Origin of the sequence: Neorhizobium fuzhouense (genome assembly GCF_042611105.1) — a bacterium.
Classification (GTDB): Bacteria; Pseudomonadota; Alphaproteobacteria; order Rhizobiales; family Rhizobiaceae; genus Neorhizobium; species Neorhizobium galegae_A.
Map to the genome: position 1 here is coordinate 84,429 of NZ_JBHFFP010000005.1, position 19,375 is coordinate 103,803.

Consider the following 19,375-nt stretch of genomic DNA (forward strand, 5'->3'; position numbering starts at 1 on the left):
CCTCGCACGCTGTCGCTCGCCCGTTTCAGCTTCAAGATCGACAAGGATGTGAAGCAGCTTTCCCGCCGGATGCCCGAGAGGGCCGGCCCTGCGGTCTCAGAGGAGTTGCGGTATCCTCCCGCCCGTCAAAAATGGAGATGCTGTCGCCGATAAAAGGTCGCTCCAAACGCCACAGCATTGACGGCCAGATGTCTCGCTACCGCACACAAAAAAACCGGCTATACGGAAGGTATAGCCGGTCCATCGGTTGATCAGTGTGCCGACGTGTGGCGCTCATGGGCGCGCCTGCCGGGCGGCGTGGCGTCAGGCCGGTTGCGGCAGGGCGAGCGTCTCGGCCGTCTTGGTATCGTCCGCCAGAATGCCGCTGGTCTTCAGGAGCGAGGCAAACCGGCCGCCCATGGCGCTCAGCTCATCGAAGGTGCCTTGTTCGATGATTCGGCCATGATCCAGAAACAGCACCACGTCCGCATCGCGAACGGTCGAAAGCCGGTGGGCGATGATGAAAGTCGTGCGGTTCTGGCGCAGGCGGTCGATGGCTTCCTTGACGCGGGCTTCGGTTTCCACGTCGAGCGCGCTGGTCGCTTCGTCGAGAACCAGGATCGGCGCATTCTTCAGGATGGCACGGGCAATCGCGATGCGCTGGCGCTCGCCACCGGACAGGCGGTTGCCGCGCTCGCCGACATGCGTATCGTAGCCGGCAAGGCGGCTCTCGATGAAGTCCGTCGCGGCGGCAGCCTCGGCGGCCGCGGTGACTTCGGCGTCGGACGCGCCCTCCCGGCCGAGCCGGATATTGTCGCTGATCGAGCGGTTCAACAGGCCGGCATCCTGAAAGACGGTGGCGATGCAATGGCGCAGCGACTTGCGGGTCACGTTGGAAATATCCGTACCGTCGATGAGGATGGCGCCATTCTGCGGCTCGTAGACGCGCTGGAGGAGGTTGACAAGCGTTGTCTTGCCCGCCCCGGTCGGGCCGACAATGGCAACGGTCTGGCCCGCCTTTGCGGTGAAGGAGACGTCGCGAACACCTTGCGTGGTGCTGGCGAAATCAAACGAGACATTGCGGAATTCCACCTCGCCGCGCACGTCGGCAAGCTCGCGGGCACCCGCCGGCTCTTCGCGATCCTTGACCGCATCTTCCAGCGTGAAGAACTCCTCAAGCTTGGAGCGCGCTTCGAAGATCTGCGTGGCGAACTGGCGCATCTGGTCGAGACGGCCGATGAGAAGGTTGGCAAAGCCGATAAAGGCGATCACGTCGCCCACCTTGATCTCCCCGTTCCGCACCAGGATAACGCCGATGACAAGGATGATCAGCATCGAGATGGTGGAAGCCATCCGATTGAGCGCGCTGGCAAGCGCCCACCAGTCAAGAACCGGATACTGGACCGAAAGAAGGTTTTCCGTGTAGCTTTTCAGCGCCCGGGTTTCCGCCTCGATGCGGTTATAGCTGTGCAACACGGTGACGTTGCTGATTGAATCGCTGACATGCGAAAAGACCGTGTGATAGTGCCCCTCGACGGAAGCCTGACCTTCCTTCGTGCGGTTCATCACCGTGCGGCCGATGATCCAGTAGAGAATGCCCAGCACGATCAGGACGCAGCTGAGGCGCCAGTCCATGGAAAGCGCGGTCGGCACCAGAAGCACCAGCGCCACGGCGGTTGCCAGATGCGTGCGCATGAATTCCAGCCACAGGCCAAACAGTGTCTCGCTGGCGCGAAGCAGCGTATGGAGTGCGTTGGACGTTCCGCGCTGGTGATGCCAGGAGAGCGGCATGGAAATGATACGGCCGAAAGCCTCGGTCAGGAGCGTGGCGCGGCGTCCATGCGCAAGCCTGTCCGCCTCGCGGGCAACGAGCACATAGGCCACGGTGTTGAACACGCCGAAACCGCCCCAGATGATCAGGATGGGCGTGACATCGCCGCCGCCGGAGATCGCATCGATGATCCGGCCGAACAGGATTGGTTCGGCAATCGTGATAATGGCCAGAACAATGTTCGCCACGACGACGAGAGAGACCCGGACCTTGCTGGAACCCAGGTATTTCAGCGCTCTCGCATAGACCTGAAACAAGCTCAAAGATGTTACCTCGGTACTGACTGCATCGGTCCGCTCATAGCGCATCGGACCTGTATGGAGGGTGAACGGCGCTGCCACCCTGCCTTGTGGAGCAATATGGCGATCGCTGCTGGTTCACAAGATCCCCCTTGCAATCGCCGCGAGAATAGAGCCCACTATGGAAATCGCTATCGTTCTTCAGTTCGCGCTGACACGAGTAGAAGGGGCTGGTGCAGAGGATTTGCGGTCAAGTAGTTCTAACAATAAATGTCCATGGCAATCCATGGCAGGGGGTATGAGTGAAAATTCACTCAATTCTGCAAGTTTTGATATTGATTAACGAGATCAAGGCGCCCGAAGAACTTGCGCGAGAGCTTGAAAATCTTCTGTCCGCCTATGGTTTCGATTTTTACGGCATATGGATCAACCACAAGGCGAATGCCGATCTTTCCGATTTTATGGTGGCCGGCCATTGGCCGGAAGGTTGGCGCAAGGCCTATACGTCCAAGAAATACGCGATGATTGATCCGGTGCGCCGGATGCTGATGGTGGCCCAGCGTCCCTATCGCTGGCGCGATGCGATCAACAATTACAAGAACGATCCCTATCGCAAGCGCATGCTCCGCCTGCTGCAGGATGCCGCGAAATACAGGCTGGTCGATGGTTACACGTTTCCGGTCCATGGCCGCACCGGTCTTCTGGGCTATGTGTCTTTCGGTGGGCAGCCGGTCGACCTGTCGCCGGCAGAACTTTCGCTGTTTGAATCGACCATGCGTCGGTTGTTCTGGCGATTTCTGGAACTGCGGGGCACGGCCGCGGAACTGGAGAAGCTGGCTGTTCTCGACACGGAACTCACCAAGCGGCAGATGGAGGTTCTCTCGCTTCTGGCCGATGGGCTGACGTCGAATGAAATTGCCCGCGAATTGCAGATTTCCAGCCACACGGTCGATTGGTACATCAACGTCATCCAGGAAAAGTTCGGAGCGAAGAACAGGCAGCATGTGATTGCCATGGCATTTCGTTTGGGACTGGTTAGCTGACGGCAAGCTGACAGATTTTTGACCACGGCAAATTGAACTTCCGTGAAAAGGCGGTAATGATTTCTTTCGCGGGTGCAGCATGCCCCGTGATGGACATGGGGAGACTGTCTTGAAGATTTCGAAGATTCTCGTTGCGAACCGCTCGGAAATTGCCATTCGCGTCTTTCGCGCTGCAAACGAACTCGGGATCAAGACCGTCGCCATATGGGCGGAGGAAGACAAGCTTTCCCTGCATCGCTTCAAGGCCGACGAGAGCTATCAGGTCGGCCGGGGTCCGCATCTTGCCAAGGACATGGGGCCGATCGAAAGCTACCTGTCGATTTCGGAAGTCATCCGGGTGGCAAAGCTCTCCGGCGCCGATGCCATCCATCCCGGTTACGGACTTCTGTCGGAAAGCCCGGAATTCGTCGAAGCCTGCGATGCCGCCGGCCTGATCTTCATCGGCCCGCGGGCCGACACGATGCGGCGGCTGGGCAACAAGGTGGCCGCCCGCAATCTTGCCATTTCCGTCGGCGTGCCGGTCGTTCCGGCGACCGAACCGCTGCCGGATGACATGACCGAAGTTGCCCGCATGGCGGAGGAGATCGGCTATCCGGTGATGCTTAAAGCCTCATGGGGCGGTGGCGGTCGCGGCATGCGCGCCATCCGCGACCCGAAGGATCTGGCCAAGGAGGTTACCGAAGCCAAGCGCGAGGCCATGGCCGCCTTCGGCAAGGACGAAGTCTATCTCGAAAAGCTCGTCGAGCGCGCCCGTCACGTCGAAAGCCAGATTTTGGGCGACACGCACGGCAATGTCGTCCACCTCTTCGAGCGCGACTGCTCGATCCAGCGACGCAACCAGAAGGTCGTCGAGCGCGCGCCGGCCCCTTATCTTTCGGAAGCCCAGCGCCAGGAACTGGCCTCCTATTCGCTGAAGATCGCCTCTGCCACCAACTACGTGGGAGCCGGCACCGTCGAATATCTGATGGATGCCGATACGGGCAAATTCTACTTCATCGAGGTCAATCCGCGTATCCAGGTGGAGCATACGGTGACCGAGGTCGTCACCGGCATCGATATCGTCAAGGCGCAGATCCATGCGCTGGAAGGCTTTGCCATCGGCACGCCGGAATCGGGTGTGCCGACCCAGGACAATATCCGCCTCAACGGCCATGCCCTGCAGTGCCGCATCACGACCGAAGATCCCGAGCAGAATTTTATCCCTGATTACGGGCGCATCACCGCCTACCGCTCGGCTGCCGGCTTCGGCATCCGGCTTGACGGCGGCACCGCCTATACCGGCGCCATCATCACCCGCTACTACGATCCGCTTCTGGTCAAGGTCACGGCCTCCGGCGGCACGCCGCAGGAAGCGATCAGCCGCATGGACCGGGCGCTCCGGGAGTTCCGGATCCGTGGCGTCGCTACTAACCTCACCTTCCTCGAAGCGATCATCGGCCACCCGAGTTTCCGCGACAACACCTATACGACCCGCTTCATCGATACGACGCCGGAACTCTTCCAGCAGGTGAAGCGCCAGGACCGTGCCACCAAGCTTCTGACCTATCTGGCAGACGTGACCGTCAACGGCCATCCGGAAACCAAGGGCCGCCCGAAGCCGGCCGAGACGGCGCCAAAGCCGGTGGTGCCCTATATCGAGGCGCCGGTTCTCGACGGCACCAAGCAGAAGCTCGACGCGCTCGGCCCGAAAGGCTTTGCCGAATGGATGCGCGCCGAAACGCGCGTGCTGCTCACCGATACGACCATGCGCGATGGCCACCAGTCGCTGCTTGCCACCCGCATGCGCACCCATGACATCGCAAGCATTGCCGGCGTCTATGCCCGGGCGCTGCCGGGCCTCCTGTCGCTCGAATGCTGGGGCGGCGCCACCTTTGACGTTTCCATGCGCTTCCTCACCGAAGATCCGTGGGAGCGGCTGGCGCTGGTGCGCGAGGGCGCGCCGAACCTTCTCCTGCAGATGCTGCTGCGCGGTGCAAACGGCGTCGGCTACACGAACTATCCCGATAACGTCGTCAAATATTTCGTCCGCCAGGCGGCAAAGGGTGGCATCGATCTCTTCCGCGTCTTCGACTGCCTGAACTGGGTCGACAACATGCGCGTCTCGATGGATGCGGTGCAGGAAGAGAACAAGCTCTGCGAGGCGGCGATCTGCTACACGGGTGATCTCCTCAACAGCGCACGGCCCAAATACGACCTGAAATACTATACCGACCTTGCCGTCGAACTGGAAAAGGCCGGCGCGCATATCATTGCGCTGAAGGACATGGCGGGGCTTTTGAAGCCTGCGGCCGCCCGCGTCCTGTTCAAGGCGCTGCGCGAGGCAACCAGCCTGCCGATCCATTTTCACACGCATGATACATCGGGCATTTCTGCCGCCACCGTGCTTGCCGCCATCGATGCCGGCGTCGATGCGGTGGATGCGGCGATGGATGCGTTTTCCGGCAATACCTCGCAGCCCTGCCTGGGTTCGATCGTCGAGGCGCTCTCCGGCACCGAGCGTTCGTCCGGCCTCGATCCGGCCTGGATCCGCCGCATCTCGTTCTACTGGGAAGCAGTGCGCAACCAGTATGCGGCCTTCGAAAGCGATCTGAAGGGGCCGGCATCGGAAGTCTATCTGCACGAAATGCCGGGGGGGCAGTTCACCAATCTGAAGGAACAGGCCCGTTCCTTGGGGCTCGATACGCGCTGGCATCAGGTCGCGCAGACCTATGCCGACGTGAACCAGATGTTCGGCGATATCGTCAAGGTAACGCCCTCCTCCAAAGTGGTCGGCGACATGGCGCTGATGATGGTGAGCCAGGATCTGACCGTTGCCGACGTCCAGAATCCCGAGCGCGATATCGCGTTTCCCGATTCGGTCGTGTCCATGCTGAAGGGTGATCTCGGCCAGCCGCCCGGCGGATGGCCGCAGGCGCTGCAGAAGAAGGCGCTGAAGGGTGAGGAACCCTATACGGTGCGCCCCGGCTCGCTGCTGGCCGATGCCGACCTCGATGCCGAGCGCAAGGTGATCGAGGACAAGCTTGAGCGGCCGGTCAGCGATTTCGAATTCGCCTCCTACCTGATGTATCCGAAGGTATTTACCGATTTCGCGCTGGCTTCGGATACCTATGGCCCCGTCTCGGTGCTGCCGACGCCTGCCTACTTCTACGGCATGGCCGATGGTGAGGAACTGTTTGCCGATATCGAGAAGGGCAAGACGCTTGTCATCGTCAACCAGGCAGCCAGTGCGCCGGATGCGCAAGGGCTTGTCACGGTCTTCTTCGAACTGAACGGCCAGCCGCGCCGCATCAAGGTGCCGGACCGTGCTTTCGGCGCCTCGGGCGCGCTGGTGCGTCGCAAGGCGGAAGCCGGCAATGCGGCCCAGCTCGGCGCCCCGATGCCGGGTGTCATTTCCCGCGTCTTCGTTTCCTCCGGCCAGACGGTGAAAGCCGGCGACGTGCTCCTCTCCATCGAGGCGATGAAGATGGAAACGGCGCTGCATGCGGAAAAGGACGGCACCATTACCGAAGTGCTGGTAAAGGCCGGCGACCAGATCGACGCCAAGGACCTGCTGCTCGTCTACGCCGCCTGACGCTTGAGAAAATGACGGCCGCTCAACCTTCGTGGGTCTGGGCGGCTGTCACCGTGGCGACGAACTGGCGGGTGCGCTCCTCGCGCGGATGGTCGAAGACGTCGCGCGCGGGGCCGGTCTCGATCACCTGGCCCGCTTCGAGAAACACGACATGGTTGGCGATGCGCGAGGCAAGCCTGAGGTCGTGGGTTGCCATTACCATGGTCGTTCCTTCGGCGGCAAGCTTTGCCAGCACGTCCACCACTTCTGCGGCAAGTTCCGGATCGAGCGCCGAGGTCGGCTCGTCGCAGAGAAGAACGCGCGGCGAGGGCGCCAGCGCCCGGGCAATCGCCACGCGCTGCTGCTGGCCACCCGACAGCGTTGCCGGCCACGCATCGGCCTTGTGCGCCATGCCGACCTTTGTCAGCAGTTCCATGGCATGGGCGCGGGCCTTTTCCTTCGGCCATTTCAGGACGGTGAGCAGGCTTTCCATGACGTTTTCCAGCGCCGTGCGATGCGGGAACAGCTGAAAATTCTGGAACACCATGCCGGTCTGGCGGCGGATGCGCTGGATATCCGGCCAGCCAAGTTTCTTGTCCGGCGCAAACGTGATGCTGTGGTCGCCAAGCGTGAGTGAGCCCTTGCTCGGGATCTCCAGAAGGTTGATGCAGCGCAGAAGTGTGCTCTTGCCGCCGCCGGAGGGGCCGACCAGCGCCGTCACACTGCCTTCTTCCATGGCAAGGTTGATATCCTTCAGGATGACGGCCTCGCCAAACCGCTTTTCGATGTGGGACAGCCTGATCATGCATAGGCCTCCAGCATGCCGCCATAGCGGGCGAAGCGCTTTTCGAGATGAACCTGCAGCGTGGAAAGAACCGTGCTGAGGGCAAGATAGAGGATGGCGGCGAGGATATAGAGGATCAGTGGCTCATAGGTGGTGGCAACGATCCGCTGTGCGGCCTGAAAGAGTTCCGGCACGGTAATGGCTGCGGCAAGCGAGGTGTCTTTTACCAGCGAAATGAAGGTGTTGGAGAGCGGCGGCACGGCCACCCGCGAGGCCTGCGGCAGGATCGTGCGGATCATCGCCTGACGCCAGGACATGCCGATGGAATAGGCGGCCTCCCACTGTCCCTTCGGAACCGAGGAAATGACGGCGCGGATGATTTCCGAACTGTAGGCGCCGATATTAAGCGTAAAGCCGATGAGAGCTGCCGGAAACGCATCGAGCAGGATGCCGACGCTCGGCAGGCCGTAGAAGATGACAAACAATTGCACCAGAAGCGGCGTTCCCCGAATCACCCAGACATAAAAGCGCGCCACGGCGACCAGCGGTTTTGCCGCAAACAGCCGCGTCAGCGCGGTGAGAAGCCCCAGCGCCAGCCCGAAGGTGAAGGAGAGAAGGGTGAGCGGAATGGTGAAGATCAGCCCCGCCCAGAGAAGGGAAGGCAGCGCATCCGCCATCAGTTGCAGCCAGTGCGGCACGGTGAGTGATCTCCAACAGGGTTTCGGTCAAAGGTATAAAGCGGAAAAGGCGGCCGCTCAAAGCTCCGCCTTTTCACCTCATATGGGGCATCCGTTCCCGACGGGAACGAAGCGAATGATTATTTCGAGACGTCCTGGCCGAAATAGGTGTCGGCGATCTTCTTGTAGGTGCCGTCAGCCTTGATATCGGCAAGCGCCTTGTTGATCGCGGCCACCAGTTCCGGTTCGCCCTTGCGGATGATGATGCCGGAGAAGTCGGCGTCGGCCTGTTCGGCAACCACTTTCACCGGCGCATCGGGCTTCTGCTTCTTGAAATCGAGGAAGGAGAGGCTGTCATTGACGGTGGCGTCCGCGCGGCGCGTCAGCACCAGCTGGATCGACTGGTCGAAGCCATCTGTCCCCACCAGTTCGGCGCCTGCCGTCTGGGCGATCTTGCCAAAATTGCTCGACAGCGACTGGGCGGCCTTCTTGCCCTTGAGGTCCGCGAAGGATTTGATCTCGTCATTGCCGTCGCGCACGATCAGCACGGCCTTGGAGGCAATGTAGGGATCGGAGAAATCATACTTCTGCTTGCGTGCTTCCGTGATACCGACCTGGTTGATCACCACGTCATAGCGCTTGGCGTCCAGGCCGGCGATCAGGCCGTCCCACTTGCCTTCGATAAACTGCGGCTTCACCCCGAGCTTCTTGGCAACCGCCTCGCCGATTTCCACGTCGAAGCCGACGAGCTTGCCCGAGGCATCATGGAAGGTAAACGGCGCATAGGTGCCTTCCGTGCCGATCTTGATCGTGCCGGCCGACTGGATGGCGTTGAGGTTGTCGCCTGCTGCGGCGGGAAGGAGCAGGGCTGCCTGGATGAGGGCGGCGGCCGTAAGGGACTTGAACAGTGACATCGAGTGTTTCCTTGGTGTTTTTGTTGTTGAGCATTCAATCGCAGAAATGGGGCAGAAGGGCAGGAGAGAAAACCGCGCGGAATGGCCAAAAAGGCGAAAATCTTTTCAAAGAGCCGCCTTTCCCGGCCATATCGCCGACGAAAGCTCTTGCGGCCGGGTCAATTGCCGGGTTATGCACGTTTAAGCGTAATCCTGCACGATTCTAGATCTCATGACCGAACTGATGCTTCCCGAAAGACAGAACCGCATCCGCGCGCGACTTGCGCAGGAGGGGCGCGTTCTGGCAGCAGACCTTGCGAGCGAATTTTCCGTTTCGGAGGATACGATCCGCCGCGACCTGCGCGAGATGGCGGCCGCCGGCCTGTGTGAGCGGGTTTACGGTGGTGCGCTGCCCGTTGGCCTTGGCAATACCAGCCTTAGGCAGCGCATGAGTGTCGCGATGGAGCGCAAGCGCGTCCTGGCGCAGGTGGCCGTCCGGCAGATCGTGCCCCGCTCCGTCGTGTTCTTCGACGCGGGAAGCACGCATCTGGCCATAGCCGAGGCGCTGCCGGATGATCTGGCGCTGACGGCCGTGACCAATGCGCCGGCCATTGCCGTGGCCCTTGCCGAAAAGCCGCGGGTGGACACGGTTCTCGTCGGTGGTCTCATTGATCGTGTCGCGGGCGGTGCTGTCGGGGCAAGGGCCATCGAGGCGATCTCCGGCATGCGGTTCGACCTCTGCCTTGTCGGGACCTGCGGGATCGACGGGGAAGGTGGTCTTTCCGCCTTCGGCTACGAGGATGCGGCGCTCAAGCAGTTCGCGATGGCCCGCAGCAGCCGGGTTCTGGTGGCCGCCACCACTGAAAAATTCAGCATCGCTGCACCCTATGCGGTGGCAAAAGCTGCGCAATATCACTGTCTGGTCGTGGAGGACGATGCCGATCCCGCCAGGCTTCAGATCATTCGCAATGAGGGCTGCGATATCATCGTTGCCGCAAGAGGAGCGGCATCGGCCGCTTGAGGAGAGCTTTGAGATGAATGACACCCTTGCGGCCGCCACCCATCGCCGCAGCCCGGCCATCACACGGGAACGGGCAGCCGTTGCGCTGATGTTCCTGATGAATGGCTTTCTGGTCGGTGCCTGGGCGCCAAAGATTCCGGAATTTGCAGCCCGCCTGTCGTTGAGCGAAAGCACGCTCGGCCTGATGATTCTCGTTTTCGGTATCGGCTCCATCGTGATGATGCCGGTGGCCGGCATGCAGATTGCCCGCTTTGGTTCGGCGCGCGTGACGCGCGTCACGGCCATTCTTGTTCTGCCGACGCTGATTTTCCTCTCTCTTGTCGGCAGCCTCTGGACGGGCGCCATTGCCATCTTTCTCTTCGGGGGGCTCATCGGCGCGATGGATGTGGCCATGAACGCCAATGCCGTTGCGGTGGAAAAACAGATGCGCCGCTCCATCATGTCGTCCTGCCATGCCTTCTGGAGCCTTGGCGGCCTGTTCGGCTCGGCAAGCGGCGGCCTCGTCATGGCCTGGCTCGGCGTTCTTGGTCATGCAGGCCTCGTGACGCTGCTTGCGGCCCTGATGGTTCTTGCCGCCTGGCCGCTCTTGCTTGCGGACAAGCCGCATCCGGAGGAAGCAGGCGCCCGGGTGCGTCTGCCGCGCTCGGCACTCCCTTGGCTGATCGGTCTTGTGGCGCTGTTTTCGATGATCCCGGAAGGTGCCATCCTGGACTGGGGTGCGCTTTATCTGCGCAATGAACTCGGCGCTTCCATGCAGCTTTCGGGCCTTGCCTTCGGCGCCTTTTCGCTCACCATGGCCATCATGCGATTTGGCGGTGATCTCGTGCGCGACCGGTTCGGCGCCGTGCGCACGCTGCGTTTCTGCACGCTTGCCTCGATCGTCGGCTTGCTGACGGCAGGTTTTGCGGTCAATTCGACAATGGCAATCATCGGCTTTGCAATTGCCGGCATCGGCATATCGAACATGGTGCCGATTGCCTTTTCTGCAGCCGGCAACCTACCGGGCATGGCCCAGGGCATCGGCCTGTCGGTTGTCACCACCATGGGCTATTCCGGCATTCTGGTTGCGCCCTCCGCCATCGGCTTCATCGCCGAACATGTCGGGCTTGCCGCTATCTTCGCTGGCCTGCCGCTTCTGCATCTGGTGGTGCTTTGCCTGTCGCATCTCGCCCGCCATGCCGACCGGCCGGCAGGGGTAGCGGTTGAAAAGTGATAGTGGACGGGTGTTGACAAGCCCTGTCGCTTGCGCCACCTGAAAGCCATTCCTTAAGAGATGCGAGACAGCGATGCCTGCCGATTATGATCCGAAACCGCGTCGTGCTTCGGTTGCCGTCGATATCGGCGGCGTGATTGTCGGCGGCGGCGCCCCCGTCGTCGTCCAGTCGATGACCAATACCGACACGGCCGATATCGATGCCACCGTTGCCCAGGTTGCCGCGCTCTACAAGGCCGGCTCCGAAATCGTGCGCATCACCGTCGACCGCGATGAAAGCGCGGCTGCCGTGCCAAGAATCCGCGACCGCCTGCTGCGGCTTGGGATGGACGTGCCGCTGGTCGGCGATTTCCATTATATCGGCCACCGGCTGCTCGCCGATCATCCGGATTGCGCAGAAGCGCTGGCGAAATACCGCATCAACCCCGGCAATGTCGGCTTCAAGGACAAGAAGGACAAGCAGTTCGCCGATATCGTTGAGATGGCGATCCGCTATAACAAGCCGGTGCGCATCGGCGTCAACTGGGGCTCGCTCGACCAGGACCTGCTGACGACGCTGATGGACCGCAACGCAGAGGCAGGCTCGCCTCTGTCGGCGCGGCAGGTGATGCATGAGGCGATCGTCCAGTCGGCGCTGATTTCGGCGGAACTGGCGGAAAATATCGGGCTGCCGCGCAATCGCATCATTCTCTCGGCCAAGGTCAGCCAGGTGCAGGACCTGATTGCCGTCTATTCCATGCTGTCTGAACGGTCAGACCATGCGCTGCATCTGGGCCTCACCGAGGCCGGCATGGGCTCGAAGGGCATCGTCGCCTCCTCGGCTGCCATGGGCTATGTTCTGCAACACGGTATCGGCGATACGATCCGCGTGTCGCTCACGCCGGAGCCGAATGGCGACCGCACCCGCGAGGTGCAGGTGGCGCAGGAACTGCTGCAGGTCATGGGCTTTCGCCAGTTCATTCCGGTCGTTGCGGCCTGTCCGGGCTGCGGGCGCACCACGTCCACCGTGTTTCAGGAACTGGCCCAGAACATCCAGAACGACATCCGCAAGAACATGCCGGTCTGGCGTGAAAAATATCCGGGCGTCGAGGCGCTGAATGTCGCGGTGATGGGTTGCATCGTCAACGGTCCCGGCGAAAGCAAACATGCCGATATCGGCATTTCGCTGCCCGGCACCGGCGAGACGCCGGCCGCCCCGGTGTTCATCGACGGACAGAAGGCGCTGACCTTGCGCGGCCCCAATATCGCGTCCGATTTCGAGGCTCTGGTGGCTGACTACATCGAAAAACGCTTCGGCCAGAAAACCGCCGCGGAATAGCGGCTCTTGCCGACTGTCTATGTCCTCGTTATTGCCGTAATTCAGGGTAAATGACGTGTGAGACGAGACGGGGTTTTGATTCCATGATGAAGAAGCTTGCACTTGTCGCGCTCTGCGCGACATATCTTTCTGCCTGCACCACAACCGATCCCTATACGGGCCAGCAGAAGGTTTCCAATACCACCGGCGGCGCCGCCATCGGTGCGGGCCTTGGTGCCTTGGCCGGCCTTGCCGTGGGCGGTTCGCCCGTTGGGCGCCGCAATGCCGCGCTGATCGGTGCCGGTGTCGGCGCGCTCGCCGGTGGCGCCATCGGCAATTACATGGACCAGCAGGAATCGGAACTGCGCGCGCAGCTGCAGGGCACCGGCATTTCGGTCACCCGCGCCGGCGACCGCATCATCCTCAATATGCCTTCCAACATCACCTTCCCGACCGATCAGGATCAGGTGCTGCCGGGCTTCTATCCGACGCTCGATTCGGTGGCGATCGTTCTCAACAAGTTCAACCGCACCTTTATCGATATCAACGGTCACACCGATTCCACCGGCAGCCTTGCGCATAACCAGCAGCTGTCGGAACGTCGCGCTGCCTCCGTTGCCAACTATATCGGCGGCCGTGGCGTCGATCAGCGCCGCATCTCCACCATGGGCTTTGGTCCATCTCAGCCGGTCGCGTCCAACGCAACGCCTGATGGCCGCGCCCAGAACCGCCGCGTCGAAATCCAGATCGCGCCGATCACCCAAGGGTAATCTCTTCGATCCTGCCGGATACCAGAAGGCGTCGCGCAAGCGGCGCCTTTTTTATGGAGACTAAAGCCGTCCGCTCAGTGCCGCCTGGGCATCGGTTACGGCAAGCGGGTTACAGGCTGCTGGTCATCATCTTGATGCCGGCAGCGCCGAACAGCAGTGCAAGCAGCGCATCCAGCGGCCGACGAGCGCTCTGGTATAACCGGGCGGCGCGATTGGTGGAAAACATGAGCGCATAGCCCAGGAAAACGACAAAGCCGATGCTGAGGCATCCTGTCACGACGAGGGCGACGGTGCCGGGCGAGGCCTGCGGCGGAAGGCCGACCGAAATCGTCGCGATCCAGCCGAAAATCGCCTTGGGGTTCGTCAGGTGGAGGCCGTAACCGGAGAGGAACGTCCGGCCCCTCGATCGCAGCACCCTCTGTGCCTTCGGCGGTGCCGTCTGGCCTTTGAGGGCCCCGCGGCAGCATTTGAGGGCGAGATAGAGGAGGTAGAGGCCGCCGAGGATCTTGATGACGTAAAGAACCTCTCCGTAGCGCGCAAGAATGGCGGACAAGCCAAGCGCTGCGGACATGGCCCATGTGAAGGAGCCGGCAAAGACCCCAAGCGCGAAGAGAATGGCTCTCTTGCGGCCCTGGTTGATTGCCGTGCTGATGATCGCGATGTTGGCCGGCCCCGGGCTGACAACGGCAACCAGATAGATGGTAAAGGCCGTCGCCACGTGCGGCAGGCTGTCAAGGATATCGGACACGCGCAGTCTCTCCAGCGGCGGAAAACCCGACTATAGGCTGGTTTCTACGCACTGACACACCAAGAGTTTTGATCGGATCCGTCACATTCGATGATGGGCGGTCCTGCGATGTCGTGTCAGCTCTGCCGGTCGGCCACAAAGCGGGCCGTGGCAATCAGCATGTCGGCCTTGTCGCCATAGGGGGCAAGCAGCGCAATGGCCTCCGCCACAAGCGCATCCAGTCGCTGCTCGGCCCAGTCAAGCCCGTGGCGGCCGACCAGCGTTGCCTTGCCGCGACCGGCATCCTTGCCGGTGGCCTTGCCCATGGTCTGCGCGTCGGCGGTCACATCGAGCACGTCGTCGGCGAGCTGGAAGGCAAGGCCGATGATTTCGCCGAACCGCCGCAGCCTAAGCCGATCTTCGGCGGGAGCCCCGGCAATGATTGGCCCCGCCTCGCAGGCAAAGCGCAGCAGCGCGCCGGTTTTCATCGCCTGCAGCATCACGATGCCGTCTTCGCTCGGCGCCGTGGTTTCCGCCTCCAGGTCCAGCGCCTGGCCGCCGGCCATGCCGCCAAGCCCTGCCGCCCGGGACAGCGCCAGCACCAGTTGCACCTTGCGATCGTCCGGCAATGCCGTCTCCGGCGCCGCAATCACGTCGAAGGCATAGGTGAGCAGGCTATCGCCGGCGAGGATCGCCGTTGCCTCGTCGAAGGCCTTGTGAACGGTCGGTTGGCCGCGGCGCAGGTCGTCATCGTCCATGGCCGGCAGGTCGTCATGGATGAGGGAATAGCTGTGCAGGCATTCCAGCGCTGCGCCGACGCGGGCCGCCACTGCCCTGTCGCCGGAAAACAGCGCCGTTGATTCAGAGACGAGGAAGGGACGCAGCCGCTTGCCGCCATTCAGCGTGCCATGGCGCATGGCCGCAACCAGCGTGTCCGGGCGCGCGATCTCGTCTGCCAGCGGCAGGATGGCAAGGAGCCCGGAGAGCAGGCTTTCCGTTTCCGCGGCGCGCTGGCGCAGATAGGTGTCAAAGGCGGCAGGATCGATCATGGCGGTTCATTGGCATGATGGCCGGCGGCTGGCAACGGAGTTTTGGTGAAAATGCCGTCATAGTGGCCTCTGCAACTGGCCTTTGCGGCCATCTGCCGTTATGTAGCCAGAGCGAGACGAAAACGAGTGGCAGAATTTGGACCTCACACCCGAGCGGCAGTCCGAAGAGGAGGCGCCCTTGCCGAAATCGGGGCGCAGGCTTGCGCTGACTGACCGGGTGAGACTGGTGGTGATCGCGCTTGGCGGCCTTCTTCTCCTGCCTTATGCGCTGGTCATCGTTTACGCGCTTCCGTTCATTCATCCCGTCTCGACGCTGATGGTCGCCGATCTGGTGACGTTTCAGGGCTATGACCGCCGCTGGGTGCCGTTCGACAAGATCGCGCCGGTGCTGACACGATCGGTGATGATGTCGGAGGACGGACAATTCTGCGCCCATGACGGCGTCGACTGGGTGCAGATGCGCGGTGTCGTGCAGGATGCGCTGGATGGCGAGGCAACGCGCGGCGCCAGCACCATTCCCATGCAGACCGCCAAGAACCTTTTCCTCTGGAATGGCCGCAATATCATCCGCAAGGTGCTGGAAGTGCCGCTGGCTATGTGGGCCGATCTTGTCTGGTCCAAGCGCCGGATGATGGAAATCTATCTGAACGTCGCCGAATGGGGTCCGGGCATTTACGGCATCGAGGCGGCTGCCCGCTATCATTTCGGGGTGTCTGCGGCCAATCTCAGCCAGAGGCAGGCGGGCCTGCTGGCCGTTGCCCTGCCCAATCCGTTCACGCGGGTGGCGAGCAAGCCGGGGCGCGGCATGCAGCGCCTGTCCTCCGTCGTGGAGCGCCGCGCGCGGGCAGCGGGCGAATACATCAAATGCCTTTATGATTGACAGAAGCAAAAGTCGTTGGCCGCATGCTTCGGCGGCTTTTATGGTGCGGCCACGATAACGGCCGGAGGTTTTTGCATGGACGGACTGGTTCTCTATATCGCCAACAAGAATTACTCGTCCTGGTCCTTCCGGCCCTGGATTGCCCTGACGGCAGCGGGCATTAAGTTTGAGGAAGTGCTCACCCCCTTTGATGATCAGGGCGGCAATCCGGAATTTCGGCGGTTCTCGCCAACCGGAAAGGTGCCGGTGCTGCAGCATGGCGATCTGTTCGTCTGGGAATCGCTCGCCATCATCGAATATGTCGCCGACCTTTTTCCGGATGCAGGCCTTTGGCCGCAAGACCGGGGTGACCGGGCGGTGGCGCGCGCGGTCTCGATGGAAATGCTCTCGGGTTTTAGGGCCTTGCGCAATGCCTGCCCCATGAACATGCGCCGCCAGAAGCGCGCCATTCCGCTCCCGGACGGCGTGGCCGGCGATGTGGCGCGCATTACCGAGATCTGGAAGACGCTGCGGGCGAAATCCGGCGGGCCCTTCCTGTTCGGCGCCTTTGGCGCGGCTGACGCGATGTTTGCGCCCGTCGTCAACCGCCTGGACGTCTATGACATTGCGGTGGACGCGGAGACGGCCGCCTATATGGACGCCGTAATGGCCCATCCGGCCTGGCTTGCGTGGCAGGAGGCAGCGCTTGCCGAACCCTGGATCGTGCCCGCCGACGAGGCCTGACCCGCCCGCGCCGCCTTGCCGGGGAAGCTCTCTCGGTGCGCAAGGCGGCACATCAGGTGTTGCCGATTGAGCGGGACTCTGGCGTGTCGCCTGTGATATCAGGCGGGCTACTCTTCATCATCCGGCGCGGGCACAAGGCTTCTTTTCAAATTTTGCCTGCAGGGACTGGTCAAGAGGGGGATTGCCATGTATAAGCCCGGCAAATTTCCGAGATCGAGACATGTGGAGTTCGGCCTCCTTCGGGCCGCCGAGCATGTTTTGCCTGACAATTTGGAGTAACGAAAATGGCTGTACCGAAGAGAAAAACGAGCCCGTCGAAGCGCGGTATGCGCCGCTCCGCTGACGCGCTGCAGAACCCCACCTACGTCGAAGACAAGAACTCCGGCGAACTGCGTCGTCCGCACCACATCGACCTGAAGACGGGCATGTACCGTGGTCGCCAGGTTCTGACGCCGAAGGAAAACGCATAATCTCTTCTTGAGATCGTGCTGCAGAAGGCCGGTTTTCGCCGGCCTTTTTTGTTGCCCGGAATTTGCCGAATGCATCCGATCCAAAAAAAGGGCCGCAGTCACCTGCAGCCCTTTCCGTCCATTTATGATCTTGCGGGCCAAGCCCCGTGACGCCTCAGGAGCCCAGGCTGTCCAGGCGCGTCTGCAGGGTCCGCAGCTGATCCTTCAGCTCGTCGAGATCCTTGGCGTCGGGCGCCTTTTTCGGCTCGCGTTCTGCGGGCGCACCCTGCGGACCGAAGGGCGAGAACATCTGCATGGCCTGGCGGAACAGGTCCGTATTGCGGCGCACCTGTTCTTCCATCATCTGGATCGGCATCTGCAGGTTCTTGGTGAGCGGCGTCTCGCCGAATGCCCGCGTCATCTGCTCGCGCATCTGCGTCTGCTGGTCGGCAAAGGTCTTCATCGAATGCTCGAGGAAGGTCGGCACCACCATCTGCATCTGGTCGCCGTAATAGGAGATCAGCTGGCGCAGGAAGGAGATCGGCAGAAGCGTGTTGCCGGTCTTGGATTCCTGCTCGAAGATGATCTGGGTCAGCACGGAATGGGTGATGTCGTCGCCGCTCTTGGCGTCCTGCACCACGAAATCCTCGCCCTTCTTCACCATGGTCGCCAGATCTTCCAGCGTCACATAGGTGCTGGTGCCTGTGTTGTAGAGGCGGCGATTGGCATATTTCTTAATGACAATCTCACCATCAGTCTTCGCCATAATTGCCTCCTTGATCCCGTCAATATGGTTTTTTGTCGATATTTCTCTCCCTTCCCAACCTTACGCTCAAATAAACCGGGCTGACAAACGAATTGTGCGATGCGGCAGCCTTTCCGCGTGCATCGCGACAAAACGCAACCTCTTAACAAAGCGCATCAAATTGATGGCTTCGACCCTTTGACTTATACCGGAAGCTTTGCCAGTCTCACATTCAACAACCAAGGAATTGAGGAGACGTCCCATGAGCCAGCCTTCGATTGTAATTGCATCCGCAGCGAGAACGGCCGTTGGATCGTTCAATGGCGCGTTTGCCAATGTTGCCGCCCATGAACTGGGCGCGGCCGCAATCAAGGGTGCGCTGGAACGGGCGGGCGTTGATGCAAAGGAAGTGGACGAGGTGATCCTCGGCCAGGTTCTGCCGGCCGGTGAAGGCCAGAACCCGGCACGCCAGGCCGCCATGAAGGCCGGTGCCCCGCAGGAAACCACCGCCTGGGGCATCAACCAGCTGTGCGGCTCGGGCCTGCGCGCGGTCGCCCTTGGCATGCAGCAGATTGCGCTCGGCGATGCCAAGATCATCGTCGCCGGCGGTCAGGAATCCATGTCCATGGCGCCGCACTGCGCGCACCTGCGCGCCGGCACCAAGATGGGCGACATGAAGATGATCGACACCATGATCAAGGACGGCCTGACCGATGCCTTCTATGGCTATCACATGGGCATCACGGCCGAAAACGTTGCCCGCCAGTGGCAGTTGACGCGCGACGAGCAGGACCAGTTCGCGGTCGGCTCGCAGAACAAGGCCGAAGCAGCCCAGAAGGCCGGTCGCTTTGCCGATGAAATCATTCCTTTCGTCATCAAGGGTCGCAAGGGCGACGTTACCGTCGATGCCGACGAATATATCCGTGCCGGTGCCACGCTCGATAGCATGACCAAGCTGCGCCCGGCCTTTGACAAGGAAGGCACTGTGACGGCCGGCAATGCATCGGGCATCAATGATGGTGCAGCTGCAACCGTGCTGATGACCGAGGCCGAAGCCGCGCGTCGCGGCATCACGCCGCTGGTGCGTATCGTGTCCTGGGCCACGGCGGGTGTCGACCCGCAGATCATGGGCACGGGCCCCATCCCGGCCTCGCGCAAGGCGCTCGAAAAGGCCGGCTGGTCGGTCGGCGATCTTGATCTTGTCGAGGCCAACGAAGCCTTTGCCGCGCAGGCCTGCGCCGTCAACAAGGACATGGGCTGGGATCCGTCGATCGTCAACGTCAACGGCGGCGCCATCGCCATCGGCCACCCGATCGGCGCATCCGGCGCCCGTGTGCTCAACACGCTGGTGTTCGAGATGAAGCGCCGGGGTGCCAAGAAGGGCCTCGCCACGCTGTGCATCGGTGGCGGCATGGGCGTTGCGATGTGCTTCGAAGCGATGTGATGACTTAAGCCATTCCGACCACGAAGAAGGGCCGGACATTTTTCATTGAAGGGGGGAATTG

At 61.7% G+C, this 19,375-nt stretch carries 17 protein-coding genes; 10 read left to right on the forward strand and 7 right to left on the reverse strand.

Annotation, left to right across the window (positions count from 1 at the left end; translation table 11 throughout):
• Window positions 1–303: 303 nt before the first annotated feature.
• Window positions 304–2,073 (reverse strand): glucan ABC transporter ATP-binding protein/ permease, encoded by a 1,770-nt coding sequence (locus tag ACEXP3_RS10740; protein WP_210105970.1) that lies wholly within the window; start codon window positions 2,071–2,073, stop codon window positions 304–306.
• Between the two features lie 278 nt (window positions 2,074–2,351).
• Between ACEXP3_RS10740 and ACEXP3_RS10745 the strand changes: the two genes are divergently transcribed.
• Together ACEXP3_RS10745 and pyc are read left to right on the forward strand one after the other, a co-directional pair.
• The gene (locus ACEXP3_RS10745) at window positions 2,352–3,092 is read left to right on the forward strand and encodes a LuxR family transcriptional regulator (RefSeq protein ID WP_210105969.1); all 741 of its coding nucleotides are present in this window, start codon (window positions 2,352–2,354) and stop codon (window positions 3,090–3,092) included.
• A gap of 109 nt (window positions 3,093–3,201) precedes the next feature.
• Window positions 3,202–6,663, forward strand: coding sequence for a pyruvate carboxylase (gene pyc / locus ACEXP3_RS10750; protein WP_377297268.1), 3,462 nt, complete (start codon window positions 3,202–3,204; stop codon window positions 6,661–6,663).
• Between the two features lie 22 nt (window positions 6,664–6,685).
• On the opposite strand, the gene ACEXP3_RS10755 is transcribed toward pyc, so the two are convergent.
• The 3 genes from ACEXP3_RS10755 to ACEXP3_RS10765 all read right to left on the reverse strand — a co-directional run bounded on the left by ACEXP3_RS10755 (window position 6,686) and on the right by ACEXP3_RS10765 (window position 9,017).
• On the reverse strand, window positions 6,686–7,447 hold the full coding sequence (locus ACEXP3_RS10755) for an amino acid ABC transporter ATP-binding protein (RefSeq protein WP_377297269.1): 762 nt from the start codon (window positions 7,445–7,447) through the stop codon (window positions 6,686–6,688).
• Window positions 7,444–8,124, reverse strand: a complete 681-nt coding sequence (locus ACEXP3_RS10760) for an amino acid ABC transporter permease (RefSeq protein WP_377297270.1) — start codon at window positions 8,122–8,124, stop codon at window positions 7,444–7,446. Before ACEXP3_RS10760 ends, ACEXP3_RS10755 begins: the two co-directional genes overlap by 4 nt.
• 119 nt (window positions 8,125–8,243) lie before the next feature.
• On the reverse strand, window positions 8,244–9,017 hold the full coding sequence (locus tag ACEXP3_RS10765; protein ID WP_377297271.1) for an amino acid ABC transporter substrate-binding protein: 774 nt from the start codon (window positions 9,015–9,017) through the stop codon (window positions 8,244–8,246).
• A gap of 211 nt (window positions 9,018–9,228) precedes the next feature.
• On the opposite strand from ACEXP3_RS10765, the gene ACEXP3_RS10770 reads away from it, so the two are divergent.
• The 4 genes from ACEXP3_RS10770 (at window position 9,229) to ACEXP3_RS10785 (ending at window position 13,297) form a co-directional block, all read left to right on the forward strand.
• Entirely contained in the window at window positions 9,229–10,017 is a 789-nt protein-coding gene (locus ACEXP3_RS10770; protein ID WP_377297272.1) for a DeoR/GlpR family DNA-binding transcription regulator, read from the forward strand.
• A 13-nt stretch (window positions 10,018–10,030) separates the two neighbouring features.
• Entirely contained in the window at window positions 10,031–11,230 is a 1,200-nt protein-coding gene (locus ACEXP3_RS10775; protein ID WP_377297273.1) for an MFS transporter, read from the forward strand.
• Window positions 11,231–11,303: 73 nt separating this feature from the next.
• Window positions 11,304–12,548, forward strand: coding sequence for a flavodoxin-dependent (E)-4-hydroxy-3-methylbut-2-enyl-diphosphate synthase (gene ispG, locus ACEXP3_RS10780; protein WP_377297274.1), 1,245 nt, complete (start codon window positions 11,304–11,306; stop codon window positions 12,546–12,548).
• Between the two features lie 83 nt (window positions 12,549–12,631).
• Entirely contained in the window at window positions 12,632–13,297 is a 666-nt protein-coding gene (locus ACEXP3_RS10785) for a YiaD family glycine zipper/OmpA-like lipoprotein (protein ID WP_210105961.1), read from the forward strand.
• Between the two features lie 109 nt (window positions 13,298–13,406).
• Here the strand turns inward: ACEXP3_RS10785 and ACEXP3_RS10790 are convergent, their stop codons facing one another.
• Both ACEXP3_RS10790 and ACEXP3_RS10795 read right to left on the reverse strand, forming a co-directional pair.
• Window positions 13,407–14,045 (reverse strand): LysE family translocator, encoded by a 639-nt coding sequence (locus ACEXP3_RS10790; RefSeq protein ID WP_377297275.1) that lies wholly within the window; start codon window positions 14,043–14,045, stop codon window positions 13,407–13,409.
• A 116-nt stretch (window positions 14,046–14,161) separates the two neighbouring features.
• Window positions 14,162–15,073, reverse strand: coding sequence for a polyprenyl synthetase family protein (locus ACEXP3_RS10795; RefSeq protein ID WP_377297276.1), 912 nt, complete (start codon window positions 15,071–15,073; stop codon window positions 14,162–14,164).
• Window positions 15,074–15,278: 205 nt separating this feature from the next.
• Here ACEXP3_RS10795 and mtgA point away from each other — a divergent pair, with 205 nt between their 5' ends.
• The 3 genes from mtgA to rpmF all read left to right on the forward strand — a co-directional run bounded on the left by mtgA (window position 15,279) and on the right by rpmF (window position 17,146).
• Window positions 15,279–15,953 carry a monofunctional biosynthetic peptidoglycan transglycosylase gene (gene mtgA / locus ACEXP3_RS10800; protein WP_377297478.1) on the forward strand — a complete coding sequence of 225 codons (675 nt, stop codon included), beginning with the start codon at window positions 15,279–15,281 and terminating at the stop codon, window positions 15,951–15,953.
• Between the two features lie 75 nt (window positions 15,954–16,028).
• Window positions 16,029–16,676 carry a glutathione S-transferase family protein gene (locus ACEXP3_RS10805; protein ID WP_377297277.1) on the forward strand — a complete coding sequence of 216 codons (648 nt, stop codon included), beginning with the start codon at window positions 16,029–16,031 and terminating at the stop codon, window positions 16,674–16,676.
• A 284-nt stretch (window positions 16,677–16,960) separates the two neighbouring features.
• The gene (gene rpmF, locus ACEXP3_RS10810; protein ID WP_210105956.1) at window positions 16,961–17,146 is read left to right on the forward strand and encodes a 50S ribosomal protein L32; all 186 of its coding nucleotides are present in this window, start codon (window positions 16,961–16,963) and stop codon (window positions 17,144–17,146) included.
• A 154-nt stretch (window positions 17,147–17,300) separates the two neighbouring features.
• Here rpmF and phaR read toward each other — a convergent pair whose 3' ends face one another.
• Window positions 17,301–17,891 (reverse strand): polyhydroxyalkanoate synthesis repressor PhaR, encoded by a 591-nt coding sequence (gene phaR / locus ACEXP3_RS10815; RefSeq protein ID WP_377297279.1) that lies wholly within the window; start codon window positions 17,889–17,891, stop codon window positions 17,301–17,303.
• Window positions 17,892–18,132: 241 nt separating this feature from the next.
• Here phaR and ACEXP3_RS10820 point away from each other — a divergent pair, with 241 nt between their 5' ends.
• Window positions 18,133–19,314, forward strand: coding sequence for an acetyl-CoA C-acetyltransferase (locus tag ACEXP3_RS10820; RefSeq protein ID WP_210105954.1), 1,182 nt, complete (start codon window positions 18,133–18,135; stop codon window positions 19,312–19,314).
• Window positions 19,315–19,375 lie beyond the last annotated feature (61 nt).

Bases quoted from the DNA above. Each gene is read 5' to 3' on its own strand.
- ACEXP3_RS10805 (WP_377297277.1), top strand. From the start codon at position 16,029: ATGGACGGACTGGTTCTCTATATCGCCAACAAGAATTACTCGTCCTGG.
- ACEXP3_RS10770 (WP_377297272.1), top strand. From the start codon at position 9,229: ATGACCGAACTGATGCTTCCCGAAAGACAGAACCGCATCCGCGCGCGA.
- ispG (WP_377297274.1), top strand. From the start codon at position 11,304: ATGCCTGCCGATTATGATCCGAAACCGCGTCGTGCTTCGGTTGCCGTC.
- phaR (WP_377297279.1), bottom strand. From the start codon at position 17,891: ATGGCGAAGACTGATGGTGAGATTGTCATTAAGAAATATGCCAATCGC.
- ACEXP3_RS10820 (WP_210105954.1), top strand. From the start codon at position 18,133: ATGAGCCAGCCTTCGATTGTAATTGCATCCGCAGCGAGAACGGCCGTT.
- ACEXP3_RS10755 (WP_377297269.1), bottom strand. From the start codon at position 7,447: ATGATCAGGCTGTCCCACATCGAAAAGCGGTTTGGCGAGGCCGTCATC.
- ACEXP3_RS10775 (WP_377297273.1), top strand. From the start codon at position 10,031: ATGAATGACACCCTTGCGGCCGCCACCCATCGCCGCAGCCCGGCCATC.
- ACEXP3_RS10765 (WP_377297271.1), bottom strand. From the start codon at position 9,017: ATGTCACTGTTCAAGTCCCTTACGGCCGCCGCCCTCATCCAGGCAGCC.
- ACEXP3_RS10795 (WP_377297276.1), bottom strand. From the start codon at position 15,073: ATGATCGATCCTGCCGCCTTTGACACCTATCTGCGCCAGCGCGCCGCG.
- rpmF (WP_210105956.1), top strand. From the start codon at position 16,961: ATGGCTGTACCGAAGAGAAAAACGAGCCCGTCGAAGCGCGGTATGCGC.
- ACEXP3_RS10785 (WP_210105961.1), top strand. From the start codon at position 12,632: ATGATGAAGAAGCTTGCACTTGTCGCGCTCTGCGCGACATATCTTTCT.